Below are 18,412 nucleotides of genomic sequence, written 5' to 3'. Positions count from 1 at the left end.
GCCCACGCGCGCAACGACGGCCTTGCCATGCCCGGCGCGCCTCTGATGCGCCATTCCTTCCTCGTTGCATCCGTCGTATCCCTGCCAGGAGAACGCACCATGAGCAGCACACTGCAGACCGCCGAACAGATCCAGCAAGACTGGGCCAGCAATCCGCGCTGGGCCGGCATCACCCGCAACTACACCGCCGCCGAGGTGGTGCGCTTGCGCGGCACCGTGCATGTCGAGCATTCGCTGGCGCGGCTGGGCGCGGACAAGTTGTGGAACGCGTTGCACGCCACGCCGTTCGTCAATGCGCTGGGCGCGTTGACCGGCAACCAGGCGATGCAGCAGGTCAAGGCTGGTTTGAAGGCGATCTACTTGTCCGGCTGGCAGGTCGCCGCCGATGCGAACCTGGCCGGGCAGATGTATCCGGACCAATCGCTGTATCCGGCCGACTCGGTGCCGGCGGTGGTCAAGCGCATCAACAACACCTTGTTGCGCGCTGATCAACTGCATCACGCCGAAGGCAACGACGACATCGACTTCCTGCAGCCGATCGTGGCCGATGCCGAGGCCGGGTTCGGCGGCGTGCTCAACGCCTTCGAGTTGATGAAGGCGATGATCGAAGCCGGCGCCGCCGGCGTGCACTTCGAAGATCAGCTGGCATCGGTGAAAAAGTGCGGACACATGGGCGGCAAGGTGCTGGTGCCCACCCGCGAGGCGATCGAAAAGTTGAATGCCGCGCGTCTGGCTGCCGATGTGCTGGGCGTGCCCACGCTGCTGATCGCACGCACCGACGCCGAGGCGGCCGATCTGATCACCAGCGATGTGGATGCCAACGACCAGCCGTTCACCACCGGGCAGCGTACCGTCGAAGGCTTCTTCAAGACCCGCAACGGGCTGGATCAGGCGATCAGCCGCGGGCTGGCCTACGCCCCATATGCGGATCTGATCTGGTGCGAGACCGGCAAGCCGGATCTGGAATTTGCGCGTGCCTTCGCGCAAGCCATGCATGCGAAACTCCCGGGCAAATTGCTGGCCTACAACTGCTCGCCGAGCTTCAACTGGAAGAAGAACCTGGACGACGCCACCATCGCCAGATTCCAGACCGAGTTGGCGAGCTATGGCTATAAATTCCAGTTCATCACCCTGGCCGGCTTCCATGCTCTGAACTACGGCATGTTCAACCTGGCGCATGGCTACGCACGCCGCCAGATGAGTGCCTTCGTCGAGTTGCAGCAGGCCGAGTTCGCGGCGGCCGAGATGGGCTTTACCGCGGTCAAGCATCAACGCGAGGTGGGCACCGGCTATTTCGACGCGGTGACGCAGGCCATCCAGCAGGGCCAGTCATCCACCACCGCGCTGCGTGGCTCGACCGAGGAAGAGCAGTTTCACGGCGAAAAGGCGGCGTAACGCTGCGTCGCGAACGCTCGCCAGCTGGCTGCGGGATGGATCGGAGCATGTGGTTTTGCCCGCCGGCAAGTCTGCGCCAGCACCGTAGAACAGCGCCGGCCTCGCGCGCGGCGCTATGCGCTACTGCAGGAAGGGAGCGAAGGGCTTGGGCAACCGAGCCCTCACTTTTTTGCAAATACCCGTCATTTCGTCTCAAGTTAAATGAGATAGAGTGTGACCTGGTGCTGAACAAAACGCTCCTGTACGATGCTAGGGCAGGCCGGCGCTGCAGGTCGGTCTAAGGGAATTTGGATGACGTGCCATAACACTGCCGGCGCAGTGGAGCCGACGGGGAGCGTTGCAAAGACGCTGTCGGACGGGCTGCATGCGCTGATGACTGCCGAAGAGCTGGCGTTTTTCGCCCGCTTTGGCCGTGCTCGCGAATTGGCTGCCGGCCAGGCGCTGTTCGAGCGCGGGGCGGTGGGCACGCAGATGTTCATCGTGGTCAGTGGCCAGGTCGATCTGGATTTCGGCGAAGACCTGATGCTCAAGCACCTGGGCCCGGGCGAATTCTTCGGCGAACTTGGCCTGCTGATCGGCGACCATGCGCGCAGTGCCGGCGCCAGCGCATCCGCCGACACCCGTCTGATCGAACTGGCGCATGAAGACTTCCAGCGCCTGGTCGACCACAATCCGTCGATGGTGGCGCATTTTCTGCGCCGCTCCATCGTGCGCGTGGTCAACAACGAGCAGTTGCTGATCCGCCAGTTGCGCCGGCGCAATCACGACCTGGAAGCGGCGCTGGACAACCTCTACGTCACCTCGCACCAGCTCAACCACACCGAAGAACTCAGCCGCACCGACGAGCTCACCGGCCTGCACAACCGTCGCGGCCTCGCCCTGCATCTGCAGGAATGCCGACGCGCCGGCCGCGTGCCCGGGGTGGGCCTGATCCTGATCGACTGCGACCGCTTCAAGCGCATCAACGACGAATTCGGTCATCTGGCTGGCGACCGCGTGTTGCAGAACGTCGCCCATGCACTGCGTTCGGTCATAGCCGACGGCGACCTCGCCTGCCGGCTCGGCGGCGACGAATTCTGCGTGCTGGTCGCACTGGGCACCCAGGAGCTGCTGCATCACATCGGCGAATGCATCGTACGCGCGGTGGAGGCGCGCCTGGGCAATGGCCAGGGCGAGCAGGGCTGCTCGGTCAGCGTGGGTCTGTGCATGATCGACGCCGACGCGGCATGGAACGATTGGTACACGCTGGCCGACAGCGCACTGTACGAGGCAAAGCGACAGGGCGGCAACGTGCTGTGCATGCATGAAACGCTGGTGTCGGGCATCACACAGCCATCCGGCAACCCAACCACGTCGGACAATCGCTGAGCAATGAGCGCTCGCGCCCACGCACGCAAGGATGCGTCGTTGGAAGCGATCCAGGCGCCGCGCTTGCGTACCTTGCTGCTGACCGACCTGTGCGATTCGACCGCGCTGGTCGAACGCATTGGTGACAACGCCGCCGCCGCGCTGTTTCGCGAGCACGATCGGCTGGTCGTCAAACTGCAGCAGCAGTGGCGTGGCCGCCTGATCGACCGCTCGGATGGATTGCTGTTGCTGTTCGATCGCCCCATCGACGGTCTGGGCTTTGCACTGGATTACGCCCGCGGCCTCAAGGCGATGGGCGATGCCCGCGCGCTGACGCTGTGCGCGCGCCAGGGGCTGCACGTCGGCGAAGTGCTGACCTGGCGCAACAGCGACGAAGCGGTCAGCATCGGCGCCAAACCGCTGGAAGTCGAAGGCTTGGCCAAGCCCACCGCCGCACGCCTGATGTCGATGGCACGGCCCGGGCAGATCCTGTTGTCGGCAGTGGCCGAGTCGTTGACCCACCGCGCCGCACGCGAACTGGGCGACCGCGGCGATCGCATCCTGTGGAAATCCCACGGCCGCTGGCGCTTCAAGGGCGTGCCCACGCCGATGGAGATCTATGAGGTTGGCGAAGTCGGCCTGACGCCGTTGCGCACGCCGAAGAATTCGGCAAAGGCCTGGCGCGATGTTCCGCTGTGGCGACGGCCTGCGGCACTGTTGGCGGAAACCGCCTTGGTCGTCGCGGTGTGCGTGTCGGTGTGGTTTTTCACCCGTTCCGAGCCAGCCATTGCGTTCTCCGAACGTGGGTGGGTGGTGGTCGGGGATCTACGTAATCTCACCGGCAATACATTGCTCGACAGTTCGCTCGACCAGGCGCTGCGCATCAGTCTGGAGCAGTCGCGCTACGTCAATGTCCTGAGTGATATGAAAGTGCGCGAAACCATGGCCCGGATGAAGCGCGATCCGGATCGCGTGATCGTCGATCGCGCCATCGCCTCGGAGGTGGCGCTGCGCGATGGTGCAAGCGCTGTGCTGCTGCCGACCGTCGCGGAGATTGGCGGCAAGCTCCGGTTCGGCGTTGAATTGGTGGATCCGCGGACCCAGACCACTGTCTACTCGGAGTTTGTGCAAGGCGATGGCTTGCCATCGGCACTGTCCTCGGTGGATCAGGTTGCCCGCAAGCTCAGGAAGGGCCTGGGTGAGGTGGTGGCCTCGATCGACAAGAATTCTGTGCCGTTACCCGCCGTGACCACGTCCAGCCTGGATGCGCTGCGGGCTTATGCCCTGGGGGTCGACGCAACGGCGAAAGGCCAATGGAAAGAAGGGCTGGAACTATTCGAGCGCGCGGTGGCCATCGATCCGGAATTTGCGCTCGCGTATCTGGGGGCGGCACGCATCAAGGTGGCGGTCTCTGATCGCCGTGGTGCACTTCCGTACCTGGAGAAGGCAATTCGTTTCCGTCAGCGTCTGCCTGAGCGTGATCAGTTGTATATGGATGCATGGGCAGCGGAGCTGCTAGCACCCGACAAGGCATTGACGTTGTGGAGAACGCTGGCCTCGCTCTACCCGGACAATTTTGCCGGCACCGCGAACGCATCGTGGCACCTGTTCGTTGCCAATCGTTTTGCCGACGCGTTGCCATACGCGCAGGCGGCCGATGTCCCGCAAGACCCGCTGCGCGCGATCGCGACCGATCGGGTTGGACGCATTCTGCTGGCTCAGGGAAAGGCCGAAGCGGCGCTGCAGCGCTTTTCCATTCCCGGTGATGCCGATCGCGCCGGCCCGCTGCGGCGCCAGGCGAACGCGCTGGCGGTGTTGAATCGCCATGTCGAAGCGAAGCAAACGCTCGACAGGATCGTCGAGCAAGGCTACGCCAACGACGATGTGGTGCCATTGATCGATCGCACCAGCATCGCAATTGATCAGGCCGACTGGACCGCTGCGCGCGCAGCGATCGCCCAAGGTTTGGCGCGCAGCAAGCAAGGCGACGATTTCAACCATCGGCAATTCTCGGTCATTGCGGTGACGACCGATGCGTTGGTCGATCCATCCATGGCGACGGCGGCAGCGCTCAAGCCAACGTTCGATCGGCTGGTGTCTGCGGTCATTGACGATGGATCGGCAACGGTAAACCTGCAGGACAATGCCGCGATGGTGCTGATCCTCGCAAGCCAGGCGCAGCGGAGCGGCGATGACAGCCTCACCGCCCGCGCACTTGCGGCGATCAAGCCGGCGCTTGTGCATGAAACGCCGGTGCTTGCCGACCTGCGCGCCATTGTCGAAGCCCAGCAGCTGGCGCTGTCGGGCGACCGTGAGGCAGCCATCGCACGCCTGCCGGTCAGCGACGGCGATCTTTTTCTGGCACGCGTGACGCTCTACACGCTACTGCACGAGAGCGGTCGGCACGCTGAGGCGTTGCAACAGGCACGTTGGCTGCTTCTCCATCGCGGGCGTGCTTACATCGAAGCAAATGCGTCGCAAACGCTGCAGCCGCTCAATGTTGCCGATGCGCGTCTGGCCCAGCTCTGGATGGCCGAATCGCTGCACGCACTCGGCCGTACCCAGGAGGCGCGCGAACAGGCGCAGGCGTTTGCGCGCGCCTGGCCTCTACCGAGACTGCCTGCTTATTTACGCAGCAGGGTGGAGCGCATGCTGTCCGACTCGAAGGCGAAGATCACGGTGTGATTGGCCTTTTCGGTCAGGTAGATCCGCAGCTCGGCGCGAGCCGCTGCAATGTCCTGCTTGGATGCGAGCTGATTGGTGTTCATGCAGTAATAAGCCTCTCCTGCGCTGGGGACGGCGTTGTCCGCACTCACGCCAGGTGCACCGATCTGGGCAAGCGCCTGCGCCGGATTGCATTGAAAGCAGTCGCGGAAATCGTCGTCGGTTGCCAGTAGCTCCAGCAGCTTGTCTGCTGTGGATGCATCAAACGGAAGATGGGTGTTATTGGCTGCGTCTGTCATGGTGTGGCTTGCCTGGAGAGTGAGGGAATGTGCTGTCGTATGACGTGGGACCTGACACAATATCGACCGTATTCATGCGTCCTTGAGATGTTCCTATGCAAATTCGTCGCTGTACCACGCTATTTTTTGAACTGCGCGACGATTCGGTATTTGATCTTGCACGATTGCTTGCCGGTGGCGATGGCCTGCGTCGCCGCACACGCTGGCTGGCGCTCGCGCCTCATCTTGATGCAGACGTGGAGGTTTCAAAGGACGAGCGCGAATGGCTGGGCGAGTTGAGTTCCTCGCGCTGGCATTCCATCGATCAGGTGCATCCGTTGCCAATCTGGGCGGAGCGTCTAATCGAGCAAGGTCTTGTGATCAGCGATCAACCACAACATGTTCAGCACCGCCGCAACGACGAGTGCGTGCAGCAGCAGCGCTGGTGGCCATTGGCCGCGTTATGGCACCGATCGGCGCGCTGGAGCGGCGAAGACAGCGTGGCCACCATGGAAGCGCATGGCCTGACAACTGCAGAAGGCATGGTAGGCCGGCTGGGCGCACCCCCGGCAGAGATCGTAGACCGAGGCAAGGGCGGCGTGGAGGCGCGCATTGCCTTGCCGCGATCAACCCCGGGCACATTCGATGAGCTGCTGTCGCGTCGCGTCACCTGTCGCAATTTCGATACGCAGCGTCTGCTGTCACCCATCTTGCTCGGCCAGATGCTTGAGCGCAGCGTCATGGCAAGCGCGCGCATCGAAGTGGGGCACGACACCGCATTCTTGAAGAAGCCGGTACCGTCGGGGGGCAGTCTCCATCCCACCGAAACCTATCTGCTGGTCCAGCGTGTCGAGGGGATGACGAGCGGTCTCTATCACTATCGCCCTGTCGATCATGCATTGCAGCCATTGCAGCCATTGCAGTCGCCACCGCAGCCGCTGGTGGACTTTGCGCGTCGTGCTGTGTCCGGGCAGTACTGGTTTGCCGATGCGCCGGTGCTGGTGATCCTGGTACCGCGGTTTCTACGCAGTTTCTGGAAGTATCGGAACCATGCCAAGGCCTACCGCGCGATGATTCTGGATGTCGGCCATATCGCGCAGACGCTTTATCTGAGCGCAACCGATCTGGGGCTGGGAGCGTTTGTCACCTCGGCAATCAACGAGGTGGATATCGAACAGGCGCTTGGCCTGGACGGCCTCCAGGACGGACCACTGGCCATCTGCGGATTCGGTTGGCGTGGCGAGGAGATGAACAATACCGAGCTGGATCCCGGTGGCGCAGTGTGGTCGTCTGGTCGTGACCCAGCGGCGGGCAAGGACATCGGACCCCATTAGCGAGAGACCATCACACATCTCTCGATCTGGACCGCTTGGCGAGGGGAATCAAGCGTACCGGTTCGTTAAAGCACCTCGGTCCAACCGTCAGCGCTCTTCGTTGTAGGCGAGCGCTGACGTAGATCCAAAGCAAGCACTTCGCAAATAGCGTTACCGCCGAATCGCCTGCGCATGGGTCTTCAACGCATCGCGTAGACCGTTCACCTTGTCGGCGCCTTCCGGCACGTGATGCTGGAGCCGGTCAGGTCGTTGCCGATCGGTTGCACGCGGCCGCCCAGGCATTGGTCCAGGAAACCCTCGGTCACCGCGTTGAAGGCCGTGCTGTTTTCCGGGCGGCGGAAGCCGTGGCCTTCGTCCGGGAACAGCAGGTAGGTGACCGGAATGTTCTTGGCCTTAGCCGCCGTAGCTGCCGCGCGCCCACGGGCCACCATGTACAAACAGCGGCAGCGGCACCGGCTTGTCGGCCTTGTCGGTGGTGGGCGCGGCGTTGTCGCTGCAGGCGGACAGCGCGAGCAGCATGCTCGAAACAAGAAGCAGGCGTTGCATGGACGTCTCCGGTCTGGGGTGCGGCCACTCCAGCCGCTTTCCCCACGCTAGGGCCAAGGCCGGCCGCTGCGGACGTGCCGTTGGTCAGCGGCCAGGCGCCGCTACGCAGACGCGGACACAAATTCCACCAGCGCGGCACCCTCGGCGACCAGCTCGCCTTCGGTCACCAGATACGCCGCTACGGTGCCGTCGCTGGGTGCATGCAAGGTGTGCTCCATCTTCATCGCTTCGAGCACCACCAGGGCCTGCCCGCGAGTGACGGACTGCCCCACCGGGACGACCAGCGACACGATGCGGCCCGGCATCGGTGCGGTCAGGCCACCAGTGTCGTGCGCCGGCTGATCGGCTTCGATCAGCGCATCATGGTGGCGGAATGTCGCGCGCTGCGTGGCATCGCGCAATGTCAGGGTATCGCCGTCGCGCAGGACCTGCATGCGCCACTGCCGGCCATCCATTTCCACGCGCAGTGCATCGTCCTGCAGGTGGTAGCGCAGTGTGCGGGTGTCGCCCGCAACCGTGACCTGCCAGCCATCGCCAAGCGGGCGCACGCCGAACTGGCGGCGTTCGCCTGCGGCCTCCAGCGTCAGGGTGTGCGCCGCATGCGCGCCGATGCGCCAGCCATCGGTGTGTTGCCATGGCGAAAACGGGTCGGCCGGATCGGCGGCCGCCTTCGGCAATGTTGCGGCGATCAACGCCGCCGCCAGGCACCACCAGGCGTTGGCCGGACTGACCGCCTCGGCAAACAACACGGCCTGCTCGCGTTCGATCAGCGCGGTATCCAGATCGGCAGACGCAAACGACACCGTGCCGATCAGGCGCGCGAGAAACGCGCTGTTGGTGATGACACCCACCGCATGGAATTGCGCCAGCGCCTCGCGCATGCGTGCCAGCGCAGCGGGGCGATCCACATCCCACACGATCAGCTTGGCAATCATCGGGTCGTAGTACGGACTGATGCTGTCGCCCTGCTCCACGCCGGCATCGATCCGCACATGCGCGCCGGGTGCGGGAAACTGCAGCTGCCGCAGCGTGCCGGTCGACGGCAGAAAGCCGCGTTCGGCATCTTCGGCGTACAGGCGCGCTTCCAGCGCGTGGCCATGGATGCGCAGGTCCTGCTGACGCAGCGGCAACGGCTCGCCCGCTGCGACACGCAATTGCCACTCGACCAGATCGGTGCCGGTGATCAACTCGGTCACCGGGTGCTCGACCTGCAGGCGGGTGTTCATTTCCATGAAATAGAAATCGCCATCCGGGCCGGCGATGAATTCCACCGTGCCGGCGCCGACATAACCCACGGCGCGCGCGGCATCCACGGCGGCCTTGCCCATTGCGGCGCGGCGTTGTTCGCTCATGCCGGGAGCAGGCGCTTCCTCCAGCACTTTCTGATGCCGGCGCTGCACCGAACAATCGCGCTCGAACAGATGGACGACCTCGCCCCGGGTATCGCCAAATACCTGAATCTCGATATGGCGCGGGCGCTCGACGTACTTTTCCACCAGCACCTGCGCATTGCCGAAGGCCGACTGCGCCTCGCGCTGGCAGCTGGCCAATGCCTCTTCGAATGCCGCGCTGGCATCCACCCGGCGCATGCCCTTGCCGCCGCCGCCGGCGCTGGCCTTGATCAGCACCGGATAGCCGATCGCATCGGCCTGCGCACGTAGGAAGGCCGGTGCCTGGTCGTTGCCGTGGTAGCCAGGTGTCAGTGGCACGCCGGCGCGCTGCATCAGCGCCTTGGCTGCACTCTTGTCGCCCATCGCGCGGATGGCTGCCGCCGGTGGGCCGATGAACACGATGCCGGCCTGCGCGCAGGCATCGGCAAACGTGGCGTTTTCGGACAGGAAGCCATAGCCGGGGTGGATCGCCTGCGCCCCGCTTGCGCGTGCCGCTTCCAGGATCGCATCGCCACGCAGATAACTCTGCTGCGCCGGTGCGGCGCCGATATGGATCGCTTCATCGGCCAGCCGCACATGCCGCGCGCCGCGGTCGGCATCGGAATACACCGCCACGGTCGCGATGCCGAGCTTGCGACAGGTGGCGATGACGCGACAGGCGATCTCGCCGCGATTGGCGATCAGGATCTTGTCGAAGTAGGGCGGCCTTGCTGTGGTGGTGAGTTCGCGCTGGGTCATGACGAAGTTCTCTGCATGCCGCCATGGTGGCGGGCACTGCGATGAAGATACGGATGCATGGATTGCGCGGTACACGGTGCGATGGCAGCTGACACCACTGTGCCCCGATGCGATTCGCTGCTCGAAGCAGGCAACGCGAGCGTCCTCATGCAATGCTCCAGACAACACGCAACAGCCTGCTTGCAGGTGCGTGTGCACTGCAAGACAGTGAAGCGCAGCACGTGCAAACGGGCATCACCACCTCACATCCGGAACACGCCAAAGCGTGTCGTCTCGATTGGTGCATTCAATGCGGCCGACAGTCCCAGCCCCAGCACGCGACGGGTATCGGCCGGGTCGATGATGCCGTCGTCCCACAGGCGTGCGCTGGCGTAATACGGATGCCCCTGCTGCTCGAACTGCGCACGGATCGGCGCCTTGAACGCAGCTTCCTCTTCGTCCGACCAGGCGCCACCCTTGGCTTCGATACCGTCGCGGCGCACCGTGGCCAAGACGCTGGCAGCCTGCTCGCCGCCCATCACGCCGATGCGCGCATTCGGCCACATCCACAGGAAGTTCGGCGAGTAGGCGCGGCCGCACATGCCGTAGTTACCGGCACCGAACGAGCCGCCGACCACCACGGTGAACTTGGGCACCTTGGCGCAGGCCACCGCCATCACCAGCTTGGCACCGTCCTTGGCGATGCCGCCATGTTCGTACTTGCGCCCGACCATGAAGCCGGTGATGTTCTGCAGGAACACCAGCGGAATGCCACGTTGCGTGCACAGCTCGATGAAGTGCGCGCCCTTGAGCGCGGACTCGGAAAACAGGATGCCGTTGTTGGCGATGATGCCCACCGGATAGCCATGCACATGCGCAAAGCCGGTGACCAGGGTGCTGCCGTAGCGCGGCTTGAATTCGTCCAGCTGCGAGTCGTCGACGATGCGGGCGATCACCTCGCGCACATCGAAGGGCTTGCGCGTATCGGCGGGAATCACGCCATATAGTTCGTCGGCGGCGTAACGCGGCGGCAGCGGTGCCTGCAGCGCCAGCGATGCAGCCGGCTTGCGCCAGTTGAGCTGCGCGATGATGGCGCGCACGCGTGCCAGGGCCTGCAGGTCGTTGTCGGCAAAGTGGTCGGCCACGCCGGAGATGCGCGTATGCACATCCGCACCGCCGAGTTCTTCGGCACTGACCTCTTCGCCGGTGGCCGCCTTGACCAGGGGTGGGCCACCGAGAAAGATCGTGCCCTGCTCGCGCACGATCACCGTTTCATCGCTCATCGCCGGCACGTAGGCACCGCCGGCGGTGCACGAGCCCATGACGCAGGCGATCTGCGGGATGCCGTTGGCCGAGAGGTTGGCCTGGTTGTAGAAGATGCGCCCGAAGTGATCGCGGTCGGGAAACACTTCATCCTGCAGCGGCAGGAACGCGCCGCCGGAATCGACCAGGTAGATGCACGGCAAGCGGTTCTGCTGCGCGATTTCCTGCGCGCGCAGATGCTTCTTCACCGTCATCGGGTAATAGGTGCCGCCCTTGACGGTGGCATCGTTGGCCACGATCACGCATTCCACCCCGGACACGCGTCCGATGCCGGCCACCACACCGGCGCATGGCACCTGATTGTCGTACATGCCGTGCGCGGCCAACGGCGCGATTTCCAGCAAGGCGCTGCCCGGATCCAGCAAGGCATCGATGCGCTCGCGTACCAGCAGCTTGCCGCGTGCGCTGTGCTTGGCACGCGCAGCCTCACTGCCGCCCAGCGCGGTCTGCGCCAGCGTGCGGCGCAGATCCTCGACCACGGTGCGCATCGCTGCAGCGTTTTGTTGGAAGCTCTCGCCGCTGACCTGCAGCTGGCTGGTGATCGCGCTCATGGTGGCTCCGTCAGGCGGTGCGTTCGAACAGCTCGCGGCCGATCAACATGCGTCGGATCTCCGAGGTACCCGCGCCGATTTCGTACAGCTTGGCATCGCGCCACAGGCGCCCGGTGGGGTAGTCGTTGATGTAGCCGTTGCCGCCCAGCACCTGGATCGCCTGGCCGGTGAGCCAGGTGGCTTTTTCGGCCGCGTAGAGAATCGCGCCGGCCGCATCCTGGCGCGTGGTCAGCCCGGCATCGCAGGCGCGCGCCACCGCATAGACGTACGCGCGGCAGGCGTTGAGCCCCACGTACATGTCGGCCAGCTTGGCCTGCATCAACTGGAAGGTGCCGATCGGCGCGCCGAACTGCTTGCGCTCGTGCACGTACGGCAGCACCACGTCCATCGCCGCGGCCATCAAGCCCAACGGGCCGCCGGCCAGCACCACACGTTCGAAATCCAGCCCGGACATCAGCACGCGCACGCCGCCGTTGAGCGTGCCCAGCACGTTCTCGGCCGGCACTTCGCAATCGGTGAACACCAGCTCGCAGGTGTTGGAGCCGCGCATGCCCAGCTTGTCGAGTTTCTGCGCAGTGGAGAATCCCGGCATGCCCTTCTCGACGATGAAGGCGGTGATGCCGCGTGCGCCGGCATCCGGGTCGGTCTTGGCGTACACCACCAGCACATCGGCGTCCGGGCCGTTGGTGATCCACATCTTGCTGCCGTTGAGCACATAGCGATCGCCGCGCGCATCGGCACGCAGCTTCATCGACACCACATCCGAGCCGGAGCCGGCCTCGCTCATCGCCAGCGCGCCGACATGCTCGCCGGTGCACAGTCTGGGCAGGTAACGCTGCTTCTGTTCCGGTGTTGCGTTCTTGCGCAGCTGGTTGAGGCACAGGTTGGAATGCGCGCCGTACGACAGGCCGATGGCCCCGCCGGCCCGCGAGATCTCTTCCATCGCCACCACATGCGCCAGGTAGCCCATGCCGCTGCCGCCGTACTCTTCTTCCACGGTCAGCCCGAGCAGGCCTTGCTCACCGAACAGGCGCCACAGCTGGGCAGGGAAGACATTGTCCTGGTCGGCCGTAGCGGCGAGCGGGGCAATATGGTGGCTGGCGAAGGCCGCCACGCTTTCGCGCAGCAGATCGATGTCTTCGCCAAGCGCAAAATTCAGGGACGGCACGTGCATGGAGCGACTCCGCAGGGATCGGGATGTGCCGGGTGGGAGCGGGCAGGCCGCACGGCGTTTGTACGCAGCCTAGCGGTCCGCAGTGAAAAAGTGAACTAAAATTCAACTATTGAACCCAGAATCACACCATGGCTTATCGACGCTCCGCCCTGATGGAAGAACGCCTGGCCGGCAATCGCGAACGCATCCTGCACGCGGCCCGCGCCCTGATCGCCGAAGGCGGCTACCGCAATGCGCCGGTGACCGCCGTCGCCGCTGCCGCCGGCGTGTCCACCGGGCAGATTTACCGCCACTTCCCGTCCAAGGCCGAGCTTTTCGTGGAAGTTCTCAACGCGGCAGTGCAGCGCGAGATGACCATCCTGCGCGCCATCACCACCACCCAGGCCAGCGCTGCCGAGCGCCTGCGCAATGCGATCGCCACCTTTGTGCGGCGCGCGTTGGCCGGCCCGGCGTTGGCATATGCCTTCATCGCCGAGCCGGTGGAAAGCGAAGTGGATGCCGAGCGCATCCGTGGCCGACGCTTGTTCGGCGAAGTGTTCCGCCAGCTGCTTGCCGAAGGCGTGGCGGCCGGCGAGTTCCCGCAGCAGTCGCTGGACGCGGCGGCGGCCTGCATCGTCGGCGCCTTCACCGAGGCGCTGGTGGGGCCGATCGCCCCCAGTCGTGGCGACCCGCAGCAGGGCGAGCAACTGGTCGAGGCGATCTGCGGGTTCTGCCTGCGCGCGGTGGGAGCGCACCAGCCGACCGGCTGACAGTGCACTGACTGAGCGTCTAACTGGGCTGTATGATTGGTCATGACTGTGCATATACTGTGCACTCGTCCTGCTGGAGTCGTGCGATGGTCGCCGTTCTCAATCCCCTGGCCCTGACCGAACGCCTGCGCGTGCCCGATCGCACCATCCTGTCGCCCACGGCCATGGCCGGCCTGCTGGATCTGTCGCAGCAGGAGCTGGCCGAGCTGGCCGGCGTGCATCGCAACAGCCTGCGCGTGCATCCGGAAAGCCCGCGCGTGCAGGACTTGCTACGCAACCTGTCGCGCCTGCTGGTGGCGATGACGCAGGTCCAGCCGGACGAACGCCAGGTGGTGTTTCACCTCAAGAACACCCCGATCCCCGCGTTCGAATTCGCCACCTTGCTGGAAGTGGTCAAACAGGGCCGTACCGACGATGCGCTGACCTATCTGCGCACCGTGGCCTCGGGGGCCGCCGGTTGAAGCTGAGCGCCCCGGCGCACTGCACGCTGTATCGCGCCTTCACCCCGCGCTGGGCCGCCGAACCGCTGAGCGGCGCCGGTGCGGCACGCTCGGGCGGGCGTTTCAATCGTTTCGGGCAGCCGGCGCTGTATCTATCGCTGCAGCTGGAAACCGCTGCCGCCGAATACGCGCAGGCCGCGCTGTTCCTGCCGCCATTGACCCTGGTCAGTTACGCCGCCGAGCTGCCGGCGTTGGCCGATCTGCGCCTGCTCGATGCAAGCTCGGATCCGCTCTGGGCCGATTGGACCGAGGATTGGCGCAAGGCCCTGGTCAACAAGATCGAACCGGTGAGCTGGGTGCTCGGCGACATGCTGCGCGAGGCGGAGATACCGGGCGTAATCTTTCCCAGCATGGCGTTGCCGGAGGGCATCAACGTGGTGCTGTTTGTGGACATGCTGCAGCCCGAACACGTGCTGCACGTGCTCGACGATGGCCGCCTGCCGCGCGACGGGCGTAGCTGGGGCGATCCGCCGATCGAGGCGTAGCGAGGCCCTTCAACCCAGCAACAGCTGCAGCGCACCTGCCAGCACCGGCGCGGCCACGGCCGTGGGCAGAATCAACCCACGCCGATACGGCAGCAGCCACAGCGACAGCAGCGCGGCAGCGCCGGTCAATGTGCCCAGCCACAACACCGGGCCGATGCCCCAGCCTTGCGCGTGTACCGCCAGGCCGAAGGTGAGCAGCAACAGCAGCCAACCCAGCACGCGCAGTTGCCGCGAACGTGCGGCGCCCAGCGTGCGGCCACGCACTTCCTGCTGATGCTTGTCCATCGCCAGGCACAGCGCGGCGAATCCGGAAAAATTCAGCGCCAGCAACAGCCACACGCTCATGCGCTCTCCTGCATTGGCACACTACCTTGCGCAGGCGCGGCGGCAGTGGCGCGCGCGCGTCGTGCCGATGCCGGTTGCGGCGCCTTCCAGTGTTGCAGGCGCCATCCCGCGATCCCGAGGGATACGCCAAGGAACAGGCAGACCAGATCGACCCCGGCCAGCGTCCATTGCCCGGCCGGCAACGTCACGCCCAGATGCACATCGGTGGTGATTGCATTGACCACCGGCACCAACGCGAACAAGGCCGCACCCAGATACAGCTGCCAGCTCCACATCGCGCGCCGAGGCCACACGAATGCGGCCAGCAATGCAGTGGCCCATGCGACGAAGAACAGATTGGCCTCCATCGCCGCGCGCCCCTCCAGGCTCACCGGCAACAAGCGGTTGGCCCAGAAGAAACTGGCAAAGGCGATCGGCAGGCCGGCGACCGTGCCGATGTTGAGCGCATCCACCAACCGCAGCCCAAAGCCGATGCGCCCGGCCTTCAGGTGTTTGGGGCGTTCCTTCACTGCCCACATCACCACGCCGCTGGCCACCATCAGGCAACCGAGCAAGCCGGAGCCGAAGAACAGCGCGCGCATCCACGGCCCGGCGAAGTGGGCGATATGCAGGCCCACCATCACCCCACGCGTCTGGCTGGCACCGCCCGGCGGCCCGCTGCGCTGCAGGCGCTGCCCATTGATTGCATCGAACAGGATGGATGGCGCATCGGTGGAGAGATTGCCAGCGCGCTGGGTGACGCCGACCGCCGCATGCGCGTCGTTGGGAAGCGACACCGCCACATTGCCCACCTCACCGCCGCGCCAGTCGCTGCGCGCACGCGCCACGAATTGTTCCAGCGGCAGCATGCGCGCCGGCGTGCCGGAGGCGCTTCGCGTATCGGCGACCCGGTTGGCGGATTCTTCGTAGAAACGCATTTCGTTGTCGGAGTACTGCGCCTTGATGCCCCACGGCAGGTACATGAACATCAAGGTCACGATGCCGGTGTAGGTGATCATCGCGTGGTACGGCAACGCGGTCACCGCGCTGACATTGTGGAAATCCAGCCACGAGCGCAGGCCCTTGCCCGGGCGAAAGGTGAAGAAATCCTTGAAGATCTTCTTGTGGGTGATCACGCCGCTGATGATCGCCACCAGCATGAACATCGCGCAGAAACCGACGATATAGCGCGACCACATCACCGGCAGATAATGCAGATCGAAATGCAGCCGGTAGAAGAATTCGCCGCCCAGGGTGTCGCGTGCGGCGATCTCCTTGCCGGTGGCCGGGTCGATGATGGCGTTGCCGTACATCTGCCGGCGGCTGGCCGGTTTACCATCGGCTGGCGCAGGGTTTTGCCAGTACATGCTGACTACCGGATTGCGCGTGTCCGGCAAGGTGATGTTCCAGCTCTGCGCATCGGCTGCATGCGTCTGCAGATACTGCTCGGCACTACGCAGCGCGGTTGCGTTGCTCACCGTGGTGGTAGGCAATTCCGGGCGCATCCAGCGGCTGATTTCGTCGCGGTAATAACTCGCCGTGCCGCCCATGAAGATCAACAGCAGCACCCAGCCGACCAGCAGCCCGGTCCAGGTGTGCAGCCACGCCATCGACTGGCGGAATCCCTGCTTCATGCCACGCCCCGTTGCAGCCATGCGGCCAGTGCGAACATCAGCGCCGCCGGCACCGCGATGCCGGCCCAGGCGCGCCACACGCTGGCGGTGGCGAAAGCCCATAGCGGCGCGCATGCGCACACCACGATGCCGACCAGCATGCTGGTCAACACCGCCTCGCTGCGTGGCATCGGCAGGACCAGCGCCAGCAACAGATTGGTGGCGCTGGCGAGCGCATAGCCGCCAAACATCGCCGCCAGCGTGCGCCCAAGCACGCCCAGCCAGGGACGCCTGAACCAGGGAAGCGGCAGGGACGGTACTGTAGACATCGGATCGGCCAGGCGTGCGGCCGACTTACTCGGCCAGGAAGGTCAACGTGCTGATGTGATGGATCATCGACACCTGCTTGCCGGCGATCTCACGCTGCACCGGCTCCTTGTTGGTGGCGACCAGGATGTGCCGGCCGGCGCGCAGCTTGGGCAGGGTCACCTGGCCCTTGGCGTCGGAGGTCAGCGTCTTCTGCCACTTCTGCGGGTCGATCACCGTCACCTCGACCTTGGGCAGCGGCTTGTTGCGATAGAGCACGGTCAGCGTGCTGCTGTCGGCGGCGGTGGGCACCAGTTCGAAATAGAGCTTGGCCGAGGGCGTGGCGCGCCCGGCACGTGCGTAGTAGCTCACGGTCTCGAAGCCGCCGGCCTCGCCCTTCCACGGCTCGAACACGCTGTCGTCGCTCAGCCAGGCATCGCCGGTGCCGGACAACGGCGCGGTGAGGAATTCGCTGCCGCGCTGCAGGGCGCCGGCCTTGCCGGCATTGCCGAACACGGTCGGCTTGACCACACGCTTGATCTCGTCCTCGCCGTGATCCAGGGCCTCCTGCGCCGGCTCGCCGAAGTAGATGCGCACCGGGCCGCTGCCGTCGCGTTCGATCCAGATCTCGTGGGCCTGGGCAGACAGACTGATGCTGGCCAAGGCCAGGCAGGACAGCAGGAAGGACTTCATCGCGGCGACTCCTCGTAAGCGGGACCGGGCGAGGCGAGAACCGCGTCACCGTGGATTGATGGGAATGATACGCAATTCCCTCAAGCGAGACCAACGTCTCATGCGGCATTGCGGCAATTCATCGGGCTGTGCAGACCGGCGTGCCTGCAAGACCCATAGCGCGCCAGGGCGCAGCGCACACCGCTGCAATCACTGTCATGCACAGTGGCCAGACGGGCGCGAACTGTGCTCTATACTCCGGCGCTAGCAGAGGTCTTCGACCAACAGCCAGGGGTGAGCGCGTGCGGAATTACGACCTCGAGTTCCTGAAGAAATTCTCGATGGTGATCGGACTACTGGTGGTGATCACCCTGGGCCTGATTGCCCTGGCAGCCTATTTGCAACGCGCCATTCCCGACGAAGTCTCGCCTACCGCGGCCAAACGCGTGCAGCAACGCATTGCCCCGGCCGGTGCGGTCTATGCCGGCACCACCGGCGCGTCCGCACAGGCCGCAGCCCAGGCGGCTGCGCTGGCCAAGGCCGCCTCGCAGTCTGCCTACGGCGGCAGCACCGATGGCAAGACCATCTTCGACAACCTGTGCACCGCCTGCCACACCACCGGCGTCGGCAAGGCGCCGACGCTGGACCATGCGCATTGGGACGCGCGCATCGCCCAGGGCAAGGACACCTTGTACAAGCACGCGATCGAGGGCTACACCGGCCCGGATGGCGGCATCATGCCGCCCAAGGGCGGCAACCCGGCGTTGACCGAAGAGCAGGTGCGGGCCACGGTCGACTGGATGCTGAGCAATCTGAAGTAAGCGCCTGAAGCAGCAGCAAGCGTTCGCAACAAGCGACTGACACAAGCGGTCGTGGTGCGGCCAAGTTGCAGCGCCTGCCGTGCGCGGGTGCGTCGACTGGTCAATCGCGAGGCTTGCGCGCGCTGGAGCACGCTTTGCTTTTGTAGGGCGGCAGCCATTGCGCGAGCATTTGCACTCGCTGCACGACGTGCTTGCACGACAACGTCAGCCTTGGTCACCCAC

General features: G+C 65.0%; 17 protein-coding genes and 1 pseudogene. 8 read left to right on the top strand and 10 right to left on the bottom strand.

Annotated features, from left to right (window positions below; all coding sequences use genetic code 11):
- Positions 1-99 precede the first annotated feature (99 nt).
- From aceA to XarjCFBP7645_RS20315, 3 genes are all read left to right on the top strand, one after another.
- Positions 100-1,395 carry an isocitrate lyase gene (gene aceA, locus XarjCFBP7645_RS20325; protein ID WP_104538909.1) on the top strand — a complete coding sequence of 432 codons (1,296 nt, stop codon included), beginning with the start codon at positions 100-102 and terminating at the stop codon, positions 1,393-1,395.
- 291 nt (positions 1,396-1,686) lie between these two features.
- A complete protein-coding gene (locus tag XarjCFBP7645_RS20320) occupies positions 1,687-2,763 on the top strand; it encodes a GGDEF domain-containing protein (RefSeq protein WP_104538908.1) in 1,077 nt (358 codons plus the stop codon).
- Positions 2,764-2,766: 3 nt separating this feature from the next.
- Positions 2,767-5,427, top strand: a complete 2,661-nt coding sequence (locus tag XarjCFBP7645_RS20315; protein WP_104538907.1) for a putative peptide modification system cyclase — start codon at positions 2,767-2,769, stop codon at positions 5,425-5,427.
- On the opposite strand, the gene XarjCFBP7645_RS20310 is transcribed toward XarjCFBP7645_RS20315, so the two are convergent.
- Positions 5,367-5,705 carry an NHLP-related RiPP peptide gene (locus tag XarjCFBP7645_RS20310; protein WP_104538906.1) on the bottom strand — a complete coding sequence of 113 codons (339 nt, stop codon included), beginning with the start codon at positions 5,703-5,705 and terminating at the stop codon, positions 5,367-5,369. The genes XarjCFBP7645_RS20315 and XarjCFBP7645_RS20310 overlap by 61 nt on opposite strands.
- Before the next feature lie 95 nt (positions 5,706-5,800).
- On the opposite strand from XarjCFBP7645_RS20310, the gene XarjCFBP7645_RS20305 reads away from it, so the two are divergent.
- Positions 5,801-7,018 (top strand): putative peptide maturation dehydrogenase, encoded by a 1,218-nt coding sequence (locus XarjCFBP7645_RS20305; protein WP_104538905.1) that lies wholly within the window; start codon positions 5,801-5,803, stop codon positions 7,016-7,018.
- Between the two features lie 150 nt (positions 7,019-7,168).
- Here XarjCFBP7645_RS20305 and XarjCFBP7645_RS20300 read toward each other — a convergent pair.
- From XarjCFBP7645_RS20300 to XarjCFBP7645_RS20285, 5 genes and pseudogenes are all read right to left on the bottom strand, one after another.
- Positions 7,169-7,419 (bottom strand): annotated as a pseudogene (locus tag XarjCFBP7645_RS20300) (alpha/beta hydrolase family protein); the annotation flags it as partial.
- Complete coding sequence (locus XarjCFBP7645_RS22230; RefSeq protein WP_181126427.1) at positions 7,412-7,564, bottom strand: hypothetical protein; 153 nt, start codon at positions 7,562-7,564, stop codon at positions 7,412-7,414. The gene XarjCFBP7645_RS22230 and the pseudogene XarjCFBP7645_RS20300, both read right to left, overlap by 8 nt.
- A 101-nt stretch (positions 7,565-7,665) precedes the next feature.
- Positions 7,666-9,693: an acetyl/propionyl/methylcrotonyl-CoA carboxylase subunit alpha gene (locus tag XarjCFBP7645_RS20295; RefSeq protein WP_104538904.1), complete on the bottom strand. Its 2,028-nt coding sequence runs from the start codon at positions 9,691-9,693 to the stop codon at positions 7,666-7,668.
- A gap of 242 nt (positions 9,694-9,935) precedes the next feature.
- A complete protein-coding gene (locus tag XarjCFBP7645_RS20290) occupies positions 9,936-11,546 on the bottom strand; it encodes a carboxyl transferase domain-containing protein (RefSeq protein WP_016902047.1) in 1,611 nt (536 codons plus the stop codon).
- Positions 11,547-11,556: 10 nt separating this feature from the next.
- A complete protein-coding gene (locus XarjCFBP7645_RS20285) occupies positions 11,557-12,720 on the bottom strand; it encodes an isovaleryl-CoA dehydrogenase (RefSeq protein WP_016902048.1) in 1,164 nt (387 codons plus the stop codon).
- Between the two features lie 128 nt (positions 12,721-12,848).
- On the opposite strand from XarjCFBP7645_RS20285, the gene XarjCFBP7645_RS20280 reads away from it, so the two are divergent.
- From XarjCFBP7645_RS20280 to XarjCFBP7645_RS20270, 3 genes are all read left to right on the top strand, one after another.
- Complete coding sequence (locus XarjCFBP7645_RS20280; RefSeq protein WP_104538903.1) at positions 12,849-13,469, top strand: TetR/AcrR family transcriptional regulator; 621 nt, start codon at positions 12,849-12,851, stop codon at positions 13,467-13,469.
- Positions 13,470-13,555: 86 nt separating this feature from the next.
- A complete protein-coding gene (locus XarjCFBP7645_RS20275) occupies positions 13,556-13,930 on the top strand; it encodes a hypothetical protein (protein ID WP_047124547.1) in 375 nt (124 codons plus the stop codon).
- On the top strand, positions 13,927-14,454 hold the full coding sequence (locus tag XarjCFBP7645_RS20270; RefSeq protein ID WP_104538901.1) for an RES family NAD+ phosphorylase: 528 nt from the start codon (positions 13,927-13,929) through the stop codon (positions 14,452-14,454). The genes XarjCFBP7645_RS20275 and XarjCFBP7645_RS20270 overlap by 4 nt, the downstream gene beginning before the upstream one ends.
- 9 nt (positions 14,455-14,463) lie before the next feature.
- Here the strand turns inward: XarjCFBP7645_RS20270 and XarjCFBP7645_RS20265 are convergent, their stop codons facing one another.
- From XarjCFBP7645_RS20265 to XarjCFBP7645_RS20250, 4 genes are read right to left on the bottom strand one after another with little or no spacing between them, the layout of a single operon-like run.
- Positions 14,464-14,799, bottom strand: a complete 336-nt coding sequence (locus XarjCFBP7645_RS20265) for a DUF3325 domain-containing protein (protein ID WP_016902052.1) — start codon at positions 14,797-14,799, stop codon at positions 14,464-14,466.
- Positions 14,796-16,412, bottom strand: coding sequence for a PepSY-associated TM helix domain-containing protein (locus XarjCFBP7645_RS20260; protein ID WP_104538900.1), 1,617 nt, complete (start codon positions 16,410-16,412; stop codon positions 14,796-14,798). Before XarjCFBP7645_RS20260 ends, XarjCFBP7645_RS20265 begins: the two co-directional genes overlap by 4 nt.
- The gene (locus XarjCFBP7645_RS20255; protein WP_104538899.1) at positions 16,409-16,720 is read right to left on the bottom strand and encodes a DUF3649 domain-containing protein; all 312 of its coding nucleotides are present in this window, start codon (positions 16,718-16,720) and stop codon (positions 16,409-16,411) included. Before XarjCFBP7645_RS20255 ends, XarjCFBP7645_RS20260 begins: the two co-directional genes overlap by 4 nt.
- 25 nt (positions 16,721-16,745) lie before the next feature.
- Positions 16,746-17,390, bottom strand: coding sequence for a DUF4198 domain-containing protein (locus tag XarjCFBP7645_RS20250; protein WP_039814107.1), 645 nt, complete (start codon positions 17,388-17,390; stop codon positions 16,746-16,748).
- Positions 17,391-17,671: 281 nt separating this feature from the next.
- Here XarjCFBP7645_RS20250 and XarjCFBP7645_RS20245 point away from each other — a divergent pair, with 281 nt between their 5' ends.
- The gene (locus tag XarjCFBP7645_RS20245) at positions 17,672-18,190 is read left to right on the top strand and encodes a c-type cytochrome (protein ID WP_016902056.1); all 519 of its coding nucleotides are present in this window, start codon (positions 17,672-17,674) and stop codon (positions 18,188-18,190) included.
- Positions 18,191-18,412: the final 222 nt, after the last annotated feature.

This window comes from Xanthomonas arboricola (assembly GCF_002940665.1).
Lineage (GTDB): Bacteria > Pseudomonadota > Gammaproteobacteria > Xanthomonadales > Xanthomonadaceae > Xanthomonas > Xanthomonas arboricola_B.
Note: the sequence above shows the minus strand (reverse complement) of the source record. Positions and strands in the feature narration are given on the sequence as shown.